Annotated in this window: 18 protein-coding genes; 6 read left to right on the top strand and 12 right to left on the bottom strand. The window is 62.9% G+C overall.

Annotation, left to right across the window (positions count from 1 at the left end; all coding sequences use genetic code 11):
- Positions 1-103 precede the first annotated feature (103 nt).
- The 3 genes from LB520_RS06640 to LB520_RS06630 form a co-directional block, all read right to left on the bottom strand.
- Complete coding sequence (locus LB520_RS06640) at positions 104-1,108, bottom strand: iron ABC transporter substrate-binding protein (protein ID WP_140845908.1); 1,005 nt, start codon at positions 1,106-1,108, stop codon at positions 104-106.
- Positions 1,109-1,256: 148 nt separating this feature from the next.
- Entirely contained in the window at positions 1,257-2,480 is a 1,224-nt protein-coding gene (locus LB520_RS06635; RefSeq protein ID WP_224636898.1) for a cytochrome P450, read from the bottom strand.
- Positions 2,477-3,130: a GNAT family N-acetyltransferase gene (locus tag LB520_RS06630; protein WP_224636897.1), complete on the bottom strand. Its 654-nt coding sequence runs from the start codon at positions 3,128-3,130 to the stop codon at positions 2,477-2,479. Before LB520_RS06630 ends, LB520_RS06635 begins: the two co-directional genes overlap by 4 nt.
- A 93-nt stretch (positions 3,131-3,223) precedes the next feature.
- Between LB520_RS06630 and LB520_RS06625 the strand changes: the two genes are divergently transcribed.
- The 4 genes from LB520_RS06625 to LB520_RS06610 all read left to right on the top strand — a co-directional run bounded on the left by LB520_RS06625 (position 3,224) and on the right by LB520_RS06610 (position 7,687).
- Complete coding sequence (locus LB520_RS06625; protein WP_224633295.1) at positions 3,224-4,243, top strand: hypothetical protein; 1,020 nt, start codon at positions 3,224-3,226, stop codon at positions 4,241-4,243.
- Between the two features lie 124 nt (positions 4,244-4,367).
- Positions 4,368-4,910: a sigma-70 family RNA polymerase sigma factor gene (locus tag LB520_RS06620; RefSeq protein ID WP_095767489.1), complete on the top strand. Its 543-nt coding sequence runs from the start codon at positions 4,368-4,370 to the stop codon at positions 4,908-4,910.
- A complete protein-coding gene (locus LB520_RS06615) occupies positions 4,907-5,545 on the top strand; it encodes an NrsF family protein (RefSeq protein WP_224636896.1) in 639 nt (212 codons plus the stop codon). The genes LB520_RS06620 and LB520_RS06615 overlap by 4 nt, the downstream gene beginning before the upstream one ends.
- A gap of 243 nt (positions 5,546-5,788) precedes the next feature.
- Positions 5,789-7,687 (top strand): PAS domain S-box protein, encoded by a 1,899-nt coding sequence (locus tag LB520_RS06610; protein WP_224636895.1) that lies wholly within the window; start codon positions 5,789-5,791, stop codon positions 7,685-7,687.
- Between the two features lie 30 nt (positions 7,688-7,717).
- Here LB520_RS06610 and LB520_RS06605 read toward each other — a convergent pair whose 3' ends face one another.
- From LB520_RS06605 to LB520_RS06575, 7 genes are all read right to left on the bottom strand, one after another.
- Positions 7,718-8,596, bottom strand: a complete 879-nt coding sequence (locus LB520_RS06605) for a 3-hydroxybutyryl-CoA dehydrogenase (protein ID WP_140632869.1) — start codon at positions 8,594-8,596, stop codon at positions 7,718-7,720.
- Between the two features lie 200 nt (positions 8,597-8,796).
- Positions 8,797-9,726, bottom strand: a complete 930-nt coding sequence (locus LB520_RS06600) for an electron transfer flavoprotein subunit alpha/FixB family protein (protein ID WP_224636894.1) — start codon at positions 9,724-9,726, stop codon at positions 8,797-8,799.
- A gap of 24 nt (positions 9,727-9,750) precedes the next feature.
- Complete coding sequence (locus tag LB520_RS06595) at positions 9,751-10,500, bottom strand: electron transfer flavoprotein subunit beta/FixA family protein (RefSeq protein WP_224636892.1); 750 nt, start codon at positions 10,498-10,500, stop codon at positions 9,751-9,753.
- A 162-nt stretch (positions 10,501-10,662) separates the two neighbouring features.
- Entirely contained in the window at positions 10,663-11,466 is an 804-nt protein-coding gene (locus tag LB520_RS06590) for a rhomboid family intramembrane serine protease (RefSeq protein WP_140845911.1), read from the bottom strand.
- A gap of 21 nt (positions 11,467-11,487) precedes the next feature.
- A complete protein-coding gene (locus LB520_RS06585; protein WP_224633289.1) occupies positions 11,488-12,069 on the bottom strand; it encodes a cob(I)yrinic acid a,c-diamide adenosyltransferase in 582 nt (193 codons plus the stop codon).
- 20 nt (positions 12,070-12,089) lie between these two features.
- The gene (locus LB520_RS06580; protein WP_095767495.1) at positions 12,090-12,281 is read right to left on the bottom strand and encodes a twin transmembrane helix small protein; all 192 of its coding nucleotides are present in this window, start codon (positions 12,279-12,281) and stop codon (positions 12,090-12,092) included.
- Positions 12,282-12,306: 25 nt separating this feature from the next.
- Positions 12,307-13,173: an SDR family oxidoreductase gene (locus LB520_RS06575; protein ID WP_224636891.1), complete on the bottom strand. Its 867-nt coding sequence runs from the start codon at positions 13,171-13,173 to the stop codon at positions 12,307-12,309.
- 58 nt (positions 13,174-13,231) lie between these two features.
- Between LB520_RS06575 and LB520_RS06570 the strand changes: the two genes are divergently transcribed.
- Positions 13,232-14,083 carry a YihY/virulence factor BrkB family protein gene (locus LB520_RS06570; RefSeq protein ID WP_224630016.1) on the top strand — a complete coding sequence of 284 codons (852 nt, stop codon included), beginning with the start codon at positions 13,232-13,234 and terminating at the stop codon, positions 14,081-14,083.
- A gap of 119 nt (positions 14,084-14,202) precedes the next feature.
- Here LB520_RS06570 and LB520_RS06565 read toward each other — a convergent pair whose 3' ends face one another.
- A complete protein-coding gene (locus LB520_RS06565) occupies positions 14,203-15,093 on the bottom strand; it encodes a DMT family transporter (protein WP_224636890.1) in 891 nt (296 codons plus the stop codon).
- 153 nt (positions 15,094-15,246) lie between these two features.
- Between LB520_RS06565 and LB520_RS06560 the strand changes: the two genes are divergently transcribed.
- On the top strand, positions 15,247-15,534 hold the full coding sequence (locus tag LB520_RS06560; RefSeq protein ID WP_140845915.1) for a hypothetical protein: 288 nt from the start codon (positions 15,247-15,249) through the stop codon (positions 15,532-15,534).
- Positions 15,535-15,538: 4 nt separating this feature from the next.
- On the opposite strand, the gene gluQRS is transcribed toward LB520_RS06560, so the two are convergent.
- On the bottom strand, positions 15,539-16,408 hold the full coding sequence (gene gluQRS / locus LB520_RS06555; RefSeq protein WP_224636889.1) for a tRNA glutamyl-Q(34) synthetase GluQRS: 870 nt from the start codon (positions 16,406-16,408) through the stop codon (positions 15,539-15,541).
- Positions 16,409-16,478: the final 70 nt, after the last annotated feature.

Below are 16,478 nucleotides of genomic sequence, written 5' to 3'. Positions count from 1 at the left end.
GCAGTCGACTGTCATCGACGAAGCGATCTCCAAACAAAAACGCTCCCGCGGAAGGCAAATTCCCGCGGGAGCACGGTCGTTGCCCTTTTAGGACGAACGCGAACTAAAGCAAGCCGGCTTGCGTCATCAGGTCGATGACCTTCTTGGAATTCAATCTCGCCGGATCGACTTTCGGCGCCTGCAGATTGGCCAGCGGCACCAGCTTTGGGTTGGATTGGGCATCCTTGCCGATCGCATATTCATAGGACGTTCCGGTCTTCAGCACGTCCTGGCCGCCCTTGCCGGTCACCCACTTCAGGAATGCCTGGGCTTCCTTCGGATGCCTGCTGGAAGCCAGCACGCCGCCGCCCGACACCGAAACGAAGGCGCCCGGATCCTGGTTCTTGAAATAGTGAAGGCCGATATTCCCGCTGTTCTCGCCGGTCTTGGCCTGATCGCCGAAATAGTAATAGTGGTAGATCACGCCGCCATCGATCTCGCCGGCATTGACCGCCTTCATCACTGTCGAGTTGCCCTTGTAGGCGGTGAAATTCTCCTTCATCGCCTTCAGCCAGTCGGCGGTAGCGGCCTCGCCCTTGAGCTCCAGCAGGGCACTGACGATGGCCTGGAAGTCGGGGCCGGACGGCGAGGCGGCCCAGCGGCCCTTCCAGCTCGGATCGGCAAGATCGAGCAGCGACTTCGGCAACTGGTCTTCCTTCAGCTTGGCCTTGTTATAGGCAAAGACGGTGCTGCGGGCGGCAACGCCGACCCATTTGCCAGTCGACGGCTGGTATTCCTGCGGAACCTGCGCCAGCGTATCGGCGTCGACCGGCGCGAACAGTCCGGCGGCTTCGACCAGCGCCATTGCCGGCGAATTCTCAGTCAGGAACACGTCTGCCGGCGAGGCCGCTCCCTCGGCGACGATCTGGTTGGAGAAGTCGCTGTCGCCGCCGTTGCGCAGCGTGACCTTGATGCCGGTTTCCTTGGTGAAGCCCGCTGCCCATTCCTTGGCGAGGCTCTCATGCTGGGCATTGTAGACGATAATGCCTTGATCCTCGGCCTTGGCCGGGCCGGCGATCAGGCCGAGCGCCAACGCGGCGCCGGCGAGTGTGGAAAGGGCAATTTTCATAGGCATCGTCCTTAAAAATCAAACAAGGGTTCAGGGCAGGGCTGCTCCTACCAATACATGATTACAATAGTCAAGATTGAGCGTTGCTTCAATTGGTCGCCAAGGGCACGGCGAAAGCCCCCGTGTGTCGGAGTCTGCAGACATCCGGTCACAATCTGGGACTTGCTCGAGTCAGCATTGGAGCGCTTTTCAAGCCGAACAGGAGGATCGATGGCCGTCTGACGCAGGCCTCAAGGTCCAGTCGCCAGCCCTTGGCGACCGTGGACAGGGCTTCAAGCAGAGCGGCCAATTCTAGCCTCGCGACATGTTGCCCCAAGCAAATATGCAGGCCGGTGCCGAATGTGAGAGTAGACGGTACTCGCGACCTTAAATCCAAGCTGTCGCCGGCGGGAAAGACTGCTTCATCCCTGTTGGCGCTGGCCAATACGGGTACGATACCTTGACCGGCCTCGATGAATTGGCCAGCAAAGTGCAGGTCCTCGGCGGCTATGCGCGCTCCCGCGTAGTGCACAGGAGCGCAGTACCGCAGCAGTTCTTCGGCTGCGGTTTGCCAAGACACGGTCTGGCTCTCCAACAGCTCAAACTGCTTCGGGAATGCGGACAGCGCGAAGAGGGCATTCCCAAACGTGTCCACCACTGTTGCCTGACCGGCGAAAAGAAGGAACACCACATTGGCTACAACATCATCCCTCTCCCATCTGCCCAGCTCTGCCTCTGAAAGCATGCGAGCAACCAAGCCGCCCGCGCTAATCCTGCCGGTCTGAAGGATGTGATATACCCATTCGGACAACTCGCGGCAGGCCTGATTTGCATCCTCACTGACCTGGGCCGTTCTAATGTCCAGCGCATCGGCCATGCGTTGCGCGAGATCAGCCACGCGTGAGGGTTCCTCGATGTCGATTCCAAGTATATTAGCCAGCACGCCCACCGAAAACGGTATAGCAAGTTCTCGGATTGCGTCGAACCGTCGGCCGGCTACGGCGGCGCGGGTCAGCGCCAATGCATCTCGCCGGAGATCTGCGGTCATGCTATGGCTGGCCGAACCGGTCATCTGGCCCGACAACGGCCGGCGCAGTTGCAGGTGACGAGGTGGATCCGACAGCAGCATCGATCGAGTTAGAAGACCGAGCGCGTCGCTCGACGTAATCTTCTGCCGTACCTCCTGGTATGCGCCTGGTGGGGCCTGCAGGAGCAGAGGATGTTTCAAGGCCTCGGAAACGAGTTTGTGACTGAACACATACAAAGCCCCGTTCAACTCGGGGTATGGCGGCTTCCCCCAAGCGCTTCCGCCGGCCTTGCGTCGGCTAGCGAACGCCGGAAATGGATCGCCGCCGAGTGCCAACGGGTCGAACAGGTCTCGACGCTCAGTCATTTACAGAGGTCAACTGCGAAAATAACTCGATACCCGCCAGAGCTAACGTCCTCGGGAAGAAAGGCTGGCGCAAGATGAAGAAACTCGCATTTCAAGATTCGATGGTAGAAGTTGAGCAAAGGATCCTGTGTCAAATGGCCGACCGACGGCATGATTCCCGTGCGGTGCCATTCGTCAATCGTTCTTCGGAAGTCGGCATTTATCTCCACCTTATCGGGAGAATCTTCTTGAGCTCCGCCATAAGAAGGGCAGCGACCGTCGCCGACTATCCAGCGCGTCCCTGCCTCCCGGCCATAATCAACAAGATGTGCCAATAGCCGTCGCGAGAGGGGAGTTCCCCGAAACTCCGGGCGTACACCCAAATTGTAGACATAAAGAGAATTTGGGGGAACGGAGCGGGTCAACGAAGAATAAGCGGAAAACGTCGCCGGGAAGGTTGCCTTGTCGCGTGGATCATGAGCGGTCTCCACAAAGCAGACGGCTCCGGCGATGGTTGTCTCCTGAACGGCTGCGATCATGATGTGGCCGAGCGACAGGCGCTGGCGGATCGTCGCCTCGGTTGCACCCAACGAGCCCCAAGTTGCCGCTTCCATCGCGGCCATACGGAGAATGCCGTCCTCTCCAATTTTGTGGAACGTGATTTTCGTCATTTTCGAAAAGTAGGTTGTCTGAGCACAGCCTTATAAAGTGAGGACCTTGATTTTGCCACCCACCGAGGCAGGTTGGGGGAGGGCGGGTGAATCATGATTTTTTATGTTTGTCAGCGATCGCATTCGTATACGCAGGCCTGTCTGCTTCTTTATTATCGGACGGACCTTCAGCGGATTTTTCGTCTGGTCGGGTATGACGAAATCGATCTACTTCTGAAATTGGAGCGGGGAACCATCATCTGGTCGGACATGGACCGGCTTGATCCGACCGAAGTCGCCAACGCGGGCCAAGTTCGCGACCAGATTGACCGGCATCGACCCGAGATCGCTCAACTTAACCATCCTCGCGATAGCCTGCGGCGATACGATTTGCTGCGCATGCTGTTTGATGAGGGGATCAATAATTTCCGGGTATCTAGGCCCCATCCATTGCCGGAGTCGTTGCGGTATCCGGTGTTTTTGCGTGACGAGGTCGGCGCCGCCTATAAGCCCCCGCGCCTCTTGCGATCTATAACTGACATCAGTTCAGCCCTGGCCGAATTGCAGACGCTGAATTGGGCCAGTCCCATGCTCGTAGAGTTTGGGTCCAGGCCCGACGCAGATGGATACTACCGTAAATATTCAGCCTATCGGGTCGGCGACAACAGCTATGCCCAGCACTGTTTTGCGAGCCGGGACTGGTTCATAAAGGATCCCGGACGTGGTTTGTCGGGCCGGCATTTGGACGAGCATCACCTGTTCGTCCGTACTCATCCGCATTCGGTCGAACTCCAGAAGGTCTTTGAGATGGCCCGGATTTCATACGGCCGTATTGACTACGCCATCGTAGAAGGCCGCATCCAGGTGTTCGAGATCAACACCAACCCTACGATACTGAGCTACCCGCCGACGCCCTTCGATACCTATGATTCTTCACCTTACGCCAACATGCATGCTGATGCCCTGCTTACGCTGCCAGCAGCTCTCGATGTGGCTTCGGATCCTCGGATCGACGAGAGCCATCTGAAGATATTAGCGGAGTTGAGACAGCGGTATCGAAAGAGACGCCGAAAGTTGACCGTGCGGAAAGGATTAAAGCTCCTGAAGGACTCTTTATTGATCCTGAAGGCTTAACCCGACGTGCACACGGGGCATTCCCCGCAAACTTTCGTGATTTACCGGCAGTTTGGCTTGGACATTATTTCGCCGGCCACGTAACAAACCAGGGCCGAGACGCGAACATTGGGGGTAAACTCTTGTGACCGGCAAGGACGAGGCCGAGCTTTCCCGGCTGCTCAGGGCCGCGATCGCGGGAGACGAAAGGGCTTATGCCGACTTTCTGCACGGGATCGCCGCCCTCGTTCGCGGCTTTGTCCGGCGCAAGATCGTTCAAGGCGGGGTCGATCCCGAGGATGTCGTGCAGGAAACCTTGCTGGCCATTCATGTCAAACGCCACACCTGGCGGCCTGATGCGCCGGTGCTGCCCTGGGTCTATGCGATCGCCCGCTTCAAGCTGATCGATGCGTTCCGCCGGCGCGGGCGGCGCATCGAGGTCGAGATCGACGAGATCGCCGAAACCTTCGCCGAGCCGGAGGCGGAAACGGTGAGCGAGCGCGACATCAACCGGGCGCTCGACGGCCTGCCGCCGGCGCAACGCTCCGTGGTGGCATCGATCTCGGTCGATGGCCATTCGATCGGCGAGACGGCGAGCAAGCTCGGCATCAGCGAGACGGCGGTGCGCGTGTCGCTGCATCGCGGCCTGGCCGCGATCGCCAAAAGATTTGGACGAACAGCGACATGAGGACAGAGGATCTCATCAAGGCGCTCGACGCCGATGCCCGCGACGAGGCGATGCCGATGGGCAGGGCCTGGTGGCTGGCGGTCGGCGTGGCCATGGCGATCGCGGCGATGGTCTTCTTTGCGACCATCGGGCCGCGTCCCGACATCATGCCGGCCATGCACACGATGCGCTTCATGTCCAAATTCGTGTTCACGCTGACGCTCGCCGCCAGTGCTTTCGCGCTGATTCGCGCGCTGTCGATGCCGGGTGCTTCGACCGTGCGGGCGATGGCCTGGATGATCGCCGCGCCGCTTCTGGTGGTGCTGGCGGTGGTTCTCGAGCTTTTCGTCGTGCCCGAGGCCGATTGGGGCAAGCGGCTTATCGGCTCGAACATGATGATCTGCATGAGCTTCATCCCGCTGATCGGCATCGGCCCGCTGGCTATCTTCCTCGGCATGCTGCGCTATGGCGCGCCGACGCGGCCGGTGTTGGCGGGCGCGGTGGCCGGCCTGCTCGCCGGCGGGCTCGCGGCGACCTTCTACGCCGCGCATTGCTTCGATGATTCGCCCCTCTTCGTCGCTACCTGGTATACGGTCGCGATCGCCTTCCTGACCGCGCTCGGCGCGCTAGGCGGACGGTTCTTCGTCCGCTGGTAGGATTAGACACAGATCCTTCGGTACAGTTTTGAAACAGTACCTTAATCATACCGGCAATTGTTTGCCGGTTATCGGAGCGGCCGCTGCCGCTCATGCAACCATTCCTTAAAATCGATCCGCCAGAGTTGTGGCAACGCGCAGTCGCGCATTGGGTGGGATCGCATTGTGGCGTGGTTGAGTTGGAAAGGTCCGCGGGCCGGCAAGCGCGCCGTGCCCGTCTTGATGGCAGCCGGACTCGTTGCCTTGACTGCATCGGTCCTGTTGCCGGCCCTGGAACTCGGCACGGACGCGTTGAAGGTCTGCCTGCAGATATCCGTCGCCGTCACGGCCGTCACGCTGTTTGTCTCCGCGCTGTCCATCCGCAAGATCATCGACGACCGCCGGCAGATTGCCGAGAGCGAGCAACGCTTCCGTCGGGCCATGGAGGATTCGGCGATTGGCGTCGCCATTGTCGGCCTCGATGGCCGCATCCTTCAGGCCAATCCTGCCTTTGCCGACATGCTCGGCTACACACGCTCGGAAATCGAGGCGCTGACCTTCTTCCAGATCACGCATCCCGACGATCTGCAGATCGGCCGCGAGACGATGACGAGCCTGAAGGAAGGCAAGATCCACTCCTTCCATTTCGAGAAGCGGTATCTGCGCAAGGACGGCACCCCGGTCTGGGCGCAGCTCGCCGGCTCGGTCATACGTGAAGAGGAGACGGGTCGTCCGCTCTATCTGGTGTCGCAGATCGAGGACATCGATGCGCGCAAGCAGGCCGAGGCGCGCATCGCCGAGGCAGAAGACCGGTGGAATTTCGCGCTCACCAGTGCCGGACAGGGTATCTGGAGCCTCGATATGCGCAGGGGCGGCACCACCTATTCCGAAACCTGGGTGAAGATGCTGGGCTATGCCGATGGCGAGCTCGACGGCGACCCCGATCGCTGGCTGGCCATGATCCATCCCGACGACCAGGAACGCGTCGCCGAGGCGGATCGCGCGCACCTTGCCGGCGAGACGCCCTTTTTCGAGGCCGAGTTCCGGATGCGGCACAAGGACGGCCGCTGGGTCTGGATACTCGACCGCGGCAAGGCGATCGAGCGCGATGGCGAGGGCCGGCTGATCCGGGCAATCGGCAGCCTGACCGATATCACGGAACGCAAGGAGGCCGAGGCGCGGCTGATGGTTTCGGCGGCCATGCTGGCCGACGAGAAAGAGCGTCTCAGGGTGACGTTGCAGTCGATCGGCGATGCGGTGATCTGCACCGATGCCGCCAACCGCATCACCTTTATGAATCCGGTCGCGGAAAAACTCACCGGCGTCGTGGTCGGCGAGGCCCTGGGCAAGCTGCTCGGCCATGTCTACTGGGCGGTCGACGAGGAAAGCGGGCAGAAAATCGGGCTCTCGCGCCCTTCCGCGAGCGAGCAGCCGCACTGCGACCAGAACACGCGCGCTGTGCTTGTCCGGCGCGACGACACGCGCTGCAGCATCCGCCAGGTGGTGTCGCCGATCATGAACGACCGCGACGAGTTCTGCGGCCTCGTTATCGTCTTCCAGGATTTCAGCGACGCGCGCGCCCTGCAGCGCCAGCTGGCCTACGCCGCCGCCCACGACGCGCTGACCGGGCTCGCCAATCGCTCGAGCTTCATCCGCATCATGGAAGATCTCGTTGACCAGTGCCGCCTCAATGGCGGTGAGCATCAGTTCATGTTCGTCGATCTCGATCACTTCAAGGCGGTCAACGACACCGGCGGCCATGCCGCGGGCGATGCGCTGCTCAAGCGCGTGGCCGACGCCCTGCGCAATGTGCTTGGCCCGGAAGACATCGTCGCGCGGCTTGGCGGCGACGAGTTCGCCGTCGTCCTCAAATCGGGCGCCGCGGCGTGCGGGCCGATCGCGGCGCGCTCGATCATCGACGCCATCGGCAATCTCGACTTCAGCTGGGACGGGCGCCCGCATTCGATCGGCGCCAGCATCGGGCTTGCGCCGATCCGCGCCGGCTGCGGCGAAGTGGACGAGATCATCGCCCGCGCCGACGCCGCCTGCTATGCCGCCAAGGCGGCCGGGCGCGGCTGCGTTTCCGCCGCGCCCGACGAAGTTTCGACAGGCGAAATTTCGAACGGCGGCGTGCCACTTCCGCCGCTCGCCGCGGCATCCTGAGCCGTTTCGAAAGGGTTCAGCCGGGGAAGATCAGCGCGTCGGCACCGGATGGTCGCCGCGATAGTCGTAGAAGCCGCGGCCGGTCTTGCGGCCGAGCCAGCCGGCCTCGACATATTTCACCAGCAGCGGGCAGGGACGATATTTCGAATCCGACAGGCCCTCATGCAGCACCTGCATGATCGACAGGCAGGTGTCGAGGCCGATGAAGTCGGCAAGCTGCAGCGGTCCCATCGGGTGGTTGGCGCCGAGCCGCATGGCGGTATCGATGGCGTCGACCGTGCCGACGCCCTCATAGAGCGTGTAGATCGCCTCGTTGATCATCGGCAAAAGGATGCGGTTGACGATGAAGGCAGGGAAATCCTCGGAAACGGTGATCGTCTTGTCGAGGTGCTTCACATAGCTCTTGGCCGCCTCGAAGGTCTGGTCCTCGGTGGCGATGCCGCGCACCAGCTCGACCAGCTTCATCACCGGCACCGGGTTCATGAAATGAATGCCGATGAAGCGTTCCGGCCGGTCGGTCTGCGCGGCAAGCCGGGTGATCGAGATGGACGAGGTGTTTGTCGCCAGGATCGCTTCCGGGTTGAGCTGCGGGCAAAGCTGCGCGTAGATCTTGCGCTTGACCGTCTCATCCTCGGTCGCCGCTTCGATCACCAGATCGGCGGCCGCGAGATCGGCCATGGTCGGGGCGGCGGAAATACGCGCCATTGCTTCGTTGCGCGCCTTCTCCTCGAGCTTGCCGGAACCGACCTGGCGCGCCATGTTGCCGCTGATGGTGGCGATGCCCTTCTCGATACGGTCGGGCGACACGTCGTGGATCAGGACCTTGTAGCCGCCCAGCGCCGAGACATGGGCGATACCGCCACCCATCTGACCCGCGCCGACAATGCCGATCGTCTCGATCTTGCTCATGACCCCGATCCCGTCCGGAGCATCTTCCGCGTCTTGAAGCGCGGAAACGCTCCTGTTGTTCATTTCCTGCAATCCGGACGCAAAACCGCCGGATTGGCTTCAGGCCTTGATGGCCCGCTTTTTGTGCAGTGCAAACTAAAAGGGCGGGGCGACTTCGTCTACCCCACCCTTCCGATTTTAATATGCCAGAACCGGTGGCGTCAAAGCGCCTTTTGCAGCTCCGGCAGGATGACGAAGAGATCGCCGACCAGGCCGTAATCGGCGACCTGGAAGATCGGGGCTTCCTCGTCCTTGTTGATGGCGACGATGACCTTCGAGTCCTTCATGCCGGCCAGGTGCTGAATGGCGCCGGAGATGCCGACGGCGATGTAGAGATCGGGCGCGACCACCTTGCCGGTCTGGCCGACCTGCCAGTCGTTCGGCGCGTAGCCGGCGTCGACCGCGGCACGCGAGGCGCCGACCGCGGCGCCGAGCTTGTCGGCGACCGGCAGGATGACTTCCTGGAACTTCTCCGAGGAACCAAGCGCGCGGCCGCCCGAGATGATGATCTTGGCCGAAGTCAGCTCCGGACGGTCGTTCTCGGAAAGCTTGTTCTCGATGAAAGACGACAGGCCGGGGTTGGCGGCGGCGTTGACCGTCTCGACCGCGGCCGAGCCGCCTTCGGGCGCCGCCGCGAAGGACGCGGTGCGCACCGTGATGACCTTCTTGGCGTCGGTCGCCTGCACGGTCTGGATGGCGTTGCCGGCATAGATCGGCCGCTTGAAGGTGTCGGGCGAGACCACCTCGATGATCTCGGACACCTGGGCGACGTCGAGGAGTGCCGCCACGCGCGGCGCGACGTTCTTGCCCGACGAGGTCGCGGGCGCGACGATCGCGTCATAGGAGCCGGCGAGCGAGACGACCAGCGCCGCCGTCGGCTCGGCGAGACGCTCGGCAAGCTCGTCGGCCTCGGCGAGCAGCACCTTGCGCACACCCTTCAGCTTGGCGGCGGCATCAGCCGCGCCCTTGGCGCCCTTGCCGGCCACCAGCACGTCGACATCGGAGCCGATCTGGAGCGCCGCCGACAGCGCCTTGGCGGTCTGGTCGGAAAGGCTTGCATTGTCATGTTCGGCGATGAGGAGAATTGCCATTTTCTTTGTCCTTTCCCGATCGCTTTAAAGCACGCCGGCTTCGTTCTTGAGCTTTTCGACCAGTTCGGCCACGCTCTTGACCTTGACGCCCGCCTTGCGGCCGCCCGGCTCCTCGGTCTTGATCACCTTGAGGCGCGGCTTGACGTCGGCGCCGTAGTCGGCCGGGCTCTTCTCGTCGAGCGGCTTCTTCTTGGCCTTCATGATGTTGGGCAGCGAGGCATAGCGCGGCTGGTTGAGGCGAAGGTCGGCGGTGACGATCGCCGGCATCTTCAATTCCACCGTCTGCAGGCCGCCGTCGACCTCGCGCGTCACCTTGGCCTGATCGCCTTCGAGCACGATCTTGGACGCGAAGGTGCCCTGCGGCCAACCAAGCAGTGCCGCCAGCATCTGGCCGGTCTGGTTCGAATCGTCGTCGATCGCCTGCTTGCCGAGGATGACGAGGCCGGGCTTCTCGGCTTCGACCACGCCCTTCAGCACCTTGGCGACGCCCAGCGGCTCGGTCTGCTCGTCGGTCTTGACCAGGATGGCACGGTCGGCGCCCATGGCGAGCGCGGTGCGCAACGTCTCCTGCGCCTGCTGCGGGCCGATCGACACGACGATGATTTCTTCCGCCTTGCCGGCTTCCTTGATGCGGATCGCTTCCTCGACCGCGATCTCGTCGAACGGGTTCATCGCCATCTTGACGTTGGCAAGCTCGACGCCCAGTCCGTCGGCTTTCACCCGGACCTTGACGTTGGCGTCCACAACCCGCTTCACGGGCACAAGGATCTTCATTTTCCTGTCACCTCTCCTGAGATAGTCGGGGCGCTATAGCAGCGTGCGCCCTGTCAGAGTTGTCGAAAGCCGACATCGCGGACGGAATATCCGCCCAACTGTGCCGTTTCCGTAGTGGCGACAAATCGGCGCGTCAATATCCCACGACGCACCCAAATCGGTTCAGTCCCGGGGCGCCGCTGCGCCACGGCCCCATTGCGCCGCCGGCTGCGCCGGATCGCTCGCGGCCGGCTCGACAGGAACAGGCGGCTGCTGGATGTTGGGCGTCGGGTCCGGCTCGCCGTCGGCGCCGGCCAGCAGCGGCACGCCCCGGCTGCGCAGCACCAGCACCAGGATCGATCCGGCGATGATGCCGCCGATATGACAGGCCCAGGAGATCTGGTCCTCGCCGCCTGCTGCAAACATCACGACCTGGAACAGGATCCACAGGAGCAGCGGAATGAAGGCCGGGATGCGCAGCGGAATGCGGGCAAAGGCCAGCACCCAGACCTTCACCCGGGGGTAGAGGATCAGGTAGGCGGCGACGACGCCGGCGATGGCGCCCGAGGCGCCGATCAACGGCACCTGCGAATCCCAGGCCACCAACCCCTGGAAGAAGGCCCCGGCGACGGCGCAGGCGAGGTAAAAGATCAGATAGCGGATATGGCCGAGCGCATCCTCGACATTGTCGCCGAACACCCAGAGGAACAGCATGTTGCCGCCGAGATGGAAGATGTCGGCATGCAGGAAGGAATAGGTGAGGTAGCTCAGGCTCTCGGGGATGACGACGAATTCGGGCGAGAGCTCGACCTTGTCGTGAACCACCGACGGGATGAAGCCGAGGCCGAGAACCGCGGCATTGGTGAAGTTCTCACCGCCGAGCGTGGTCGCCAGGTAGACCAGCACGTTCGCCACGATCAGGCCGATCGTCACATATTGCAGCCGGATGTGACGCAGCCTGTTGGTGTCGTAAAGCGGGATGAACATCGGACCCTCCCGCCTGCGGATTCAGCGGTTCTTGCCGGGAACCCATAGCACGTCGGCCTTTCCATTGTCATTGACGGCGCGGGCGGCGACGAACAGGAAATCCGAGACGCGGTTGATGTATTTGAGCGCCTCGCGGTTGACATGCTCGGCCGGATCCTGCGCCAGCGCCACCATCAGGCGCTCGGCGCGGCGCGCCACGGTGCGGGCAAGATGGAGCGCGGCCGCGGCCGGCGTGCCGCCGTTCAGCACGAAGGATTTCAGCGGCTGCAGTTCCTTGTTGAGCGCGTCGATGTCCTGCTCGACGCGGTCGGTCTGGGCGGCGACGATGCGCAACGGCTCGTATTCCAGCGGCTTGCCGTCGTCCGGCACGGCGAGGTCGGCGCCCAGATCGAACAGATCGTTCTGGATACGCGACAGCATGGCGTCGATCGCCGGATGCTCGGCGCCGGTGTGGACGCGGGCCATGCCGATGCAGGCATTGGCCTCGTCGACGGTGCCATAGGCGTCGACGCGCAGGTCGGATTTCAGCCGCCGCTCCCCGGTGCCGAGCCCGGTAGTGCCGTCGTCGCCGGTGCGCGTGTAGATCTTGTTGAGCTTGACCACGCCGTCCTCTCTGAGATCCTCTATTTGCGCGTGAAATAGACAACCAGCAACAGCAGCGCCAGGGCCACGGCCTGCAGCATGATGCGCGCCTGCATCAGCTTGTTCGAGGTGAAGCCGGAGCCGCCGCGCATCATGTTGATCAAGCCGCGAACCAGCACGATCACCACGGCGGCCATCGCGACGATGGCGAGGATTTTGAAGATGATGAGCATCTGGCTGGCTCCGGTTCAGGTTCGGTCAGGCGCGCCTGGCGAGCACGCGGTAGAGCAGGGAGGCCGGCAGGATGCGTTTCAGCGCCGCGCCGATCCTGGCCGGCAGCGTTACCACATAGTGCGGGCGCGGGCGCTGTGACAGAAGCGCGTGGCGCAACGCCCTGTGCACGATCTCCGGTCCCGGCTTCAGCTTCGACACGCTGCCGCCCGCCTGAAGCCTTGCGAGCTGCGCCTGATAATCGGCGCGGTGGACGGAATTCTCGACGTCGATATTCTTCAAGAACCAGGGCAGGCCATTGCTGGCGATCTTCGACCTCACCGGTCCCGGTTCGATCAAGGATAGGTGGATGCCGCTGCCTTCGAGTTCCTGGCGCATGCACAGCATCAGGCCTTCGATGGCATGCTTGGAGGCCGAATAGGCGCCGCGGAAGCGGACCGGAGCCAGTCCGAGGATCGAGGAGCAGTGGACGAGCCGGCCATGCCCCTGGCGGCGCATGACCGGCACGACTCGCCGGGTGAGATCGTGCCAGCCGAAGAAATTGGCCTCGAACTGCTCGCGAAGTGCTGCGACCGGCAGGTCCTCGACGGCGCCGGGCTGGGCGTAGGCGCCGTTGTTGAAGAGCGCGTCAAGCGTGCCGCCGGTCCGCTCCAGAACCGCATCGACCAAGGCGGCGATGGATTCGGGCTCGCGATAGTCGAGATAGAAGGCCTCCAGGCCGTCGGCCTCAAGGGCTGCGATGTCGGCCGGCTTGCGCGCCGTGGCGAACACCCGCCAGCCTTCCGCCTTCAACGCCCGCGCGCAGTAGGCGCCGATACCGGAGGAGGCGCCGGTGACGATGACGGTGCGCAACTCTTCTGCCGCGGGGCGCGTTGTGGGACCTGGGGTTGCCATTTACCGCAATCACTTCCCATATTCGCGGCGTCGACACAATCGAGCGGAGCGCGGGTCCTTGCTGCGGAATATCGTTGCCCTCAAGCGCGTGCTCTACGATGCGATTGGCCATTTCAATACCGATGACGGCTGGGCGATGGCCAGCCATCTGGCGATCACCTCGCTGATGGCGCTGTTTCCGTTCCTGATCTTCGCCACCACGCTGGCCAGCTTCCTCGGCGCGCGCGCATTCGCCGACACGGCCGTGCATCTGGTCTTCGATACATGGCCGGAGCAGATCGCCAAGCCGATCGCGCATGAGGTGCAGAACGTGCTCACCGTACGGCGCACCGACCTTCTAACCTATGGCGTGCTGTTGGCGGCCTATTTCGCTTCCAACGGCATCGAGGCGCTGCGCACCTCGCTCAACCGTGCCTATCGCGTTACCGAGACGCGCGGCATCGTCCACCGCAGGGTGCAAAGCATCATCTTCGTCCTGATCGCCACCGCCTGCTTCCTCGCCATCAGCGTGCTTCTGGTGTTCGCGCCGCTGCTGGCGCGACTGGCGGAAGCGCATCTGGAATGGATCAAGCCCTATATGGGAACGATCACCATCTGGCGTTACGTGATCGCCTCGACGGTCATCGTCATCGGGCTGTTCTCCGTGCATATCTGGCTGCCGGCCGGCAAGCGGCGCTTCGTCTCGATCATACCGGGCATCGTCTTCACGCTGGTCGCCTGGCTGGTCGGGTCGACGATCTTTGCCACCTATCTCAACCATTTCTCGTCCTATGTGACGACCTATGCCGGGCTCGCCTCGATCATGATCGCGGTCGTCTTCCTCTACATCATCTCGGCGATCTTCATCCTGGGCGGCGAGCTCAACGCCGCGATCAGCCGTTATCTCGAAGCCCGAGCGCGGGTCGGGTGAGTTGGCGCCGGTCAGAAGAGGAACTGAAGAACTGGAGAATTGAAGAATTGAAGAATTGAGGAACTGGGGAAAATGCGCCGACGCTTGGCTTCGCCCTTCTTCTTCAATTCTTCAATTCCTCAATTCCCCAGTTCCCCTTTGCTCGCCTGTCGCGCCGTCGCCAGGGCGACGCCGAGCGTGGCGATCGCCATGCCGGCGATCTGCAGCAGATTGAGCTGCTCGTTGAAAAGCAGCCAGGCGATGACCGCGGTTACGGCCGGCACCAGGTAGAACAGCGAGGCGACCTTCGACATCTCACCATCCCTGATCATCACCATCAGCAGAAATATGGCGCCGACCGACAGCACCAGGACCAGCCAGGCCATGGCGAAGATCAATTCGCCATTGACGGTGACGGCGCGGGTCTCGAAGGCGAGCGAGCCCAGGATCATCACGGCGGAGCCGCCGACATACTGCCACATCGTCGCCGACACCAGATCGCCGCCTGAGGCATAGCGCTTCTGCCAGATGGTGCCGGCGCTCATGCCAAGCACGGAGACGAGCGAAGCCGTCAGGGTCGCCGACGTGACGCCGCCGCCCAGCGCGCCCAGCTTCGGCCACAGCACGATGACGACGCCGAGAAGGCCGACGGCGAGGCCGGCCCAATGGCGCGGCAGGATCGCTTCGCCGAGGAACTTTCCGGCGAGCACGGCGGTGATCAACGGCTGCAGGCCGACAATCAGCGCCGAAAACCCGGCCGGCATGCCCCTGTGGATCGCCCAGAAGACGGCGCCGAGATAGACACCATGCATGAGGACGCCGGCCACCGTTGCGTGCAGCGCCTCTTCGCGCGTCGCCTTGCGCGAGCCAAGCAGAACGGTCAGCCCCGCGAACAGGGCCGCCGCGAGCACGAAGCGGATGGCAAGGAAGGTGAAGGGTTCCGCCCAGGGCATGGCATAGCGCGCGCCAATGAAGCCGGTCGCCCACAGAACGACGAAGGAGGCGGGAATGAACCGCTTGATGCTCTGCATGGGGGAGGCTGCCGGGATGAACGGTTGATGACGGCAATTGCTCTAATGCCGTTCAATCCCGCAAGCAAAACGAAACGGTTGATCCATAAGCTAAGTTGAATTCATCAAACCGTGCCAACAGGGGCATGGCGCATCGCCGCGCCGTGGTGGGGCATGTTTTTGCATCTGGACACGACCTGGCTGTTGTTCGCCTTCGCGATCATCGCCGGCTTCGGCTTCTTCTTCGGCACGGCGCTCGACGCGATCATGGGGGAGAGCGGCTTCGGCCCGACCGGCAACACGCTGCTGTTCATCTTCGGCTTTTTCGTCGCGGTGGGGGTCGCAAACAAGCATGGCATCAGCCTGAGCGATCTCAAGCTGGCGGTGGCCTGCGGGCTGGGCGGCGCCTTTGTCTTCATCAGCGTGCTGGCGCTGATCAAGGCCGGGATGGCGCGCCTCTAGCCAGCTAAAAACCGACCAATCGTCTGACGTCCTGCGGCGACATGCCCGCCTTCCGGAGGGAGGCCAGGCCGGTGTCCTTGAGGCTCTTTGAGAGTTTCCTGCCGTCCGCACCGAGGATCAGGCGGTGGTGGAAATAACGCGGCTGCGGCAGGCCGAGCAGTTGCTGCAGCAGGCGCTGCACCCCGGTCGCCGAATAGAGGTCCTGGCCGCGCACGACATGGCTGACAGCCTGCAGCGCGTCGTCGACGACGACGGCGAGATGATAGCTGGTCGGGATGTCGCGGCGGGCGACGATGACGTCGCCCCAGGCCCGCGGTTGCGCTTCGATTGCTCGCGTCGCCGACATCGTCTCGTCGGTGAACTCCACCCATGACAGGCCGGCCGTGACGCGCGCCATCGCCGCCTCGACGTCGAGCCGCCAGGCGAAGGGCATGTTGTCCGCGATCCGCCGCTTGCGTTCCTTCACCGGCAAGTGCTTGTCGAGCGGCGGATAGAGCGGCACGCCGTCCGGATCGCGCGGCCAGTCGCGGCCGCCGGTCTCGGCGATAAAGGCGCGGATCTCGCCGCGGCTCATGAAGGCCGGATAGACGAGTTCCTCGGCGATCAACCGGTCCAGCACCTCCCGGTATTCGGCGAAATGCTCGGACTGGCGGCGCACCGGTTCTTCCCAACGCAATCCCAGCCATTCGAGGTCGCGAAAAATGCCGGCTTCGAATTCGGGCGTGCAGCGCAGGACATCGATATCCTCGATGCGCAGCAGCAGGCGCCCGCCGACCTGCGCCGCCATGCGCTGGTTGAGCAGAGCCGAGTAGGCATGGCCGAGATGCAATTGGCCATTGGGGCTCGGCGCGAAGCGGAATGTCAGGAGTGTCATATCTCGGGCGGTATTCGGGTTGAAAGGCGCTTCCGCCGGTTGCTAGTTAGCCATCAATTGCCATTTCGCG

Origin of the sequence: Mesorhizobium sp. CA12, assembly GCF_020165255.1 — a bacterium.
GTDB lineage: Bacteria > Pseudomonadota > Alphaproteobacteria > Rhizobiales > Rhizobiaceae > Mesorhizobium.
This window is presented reverse-complemented; position numbering and strand designations above follow the sequence as displayed.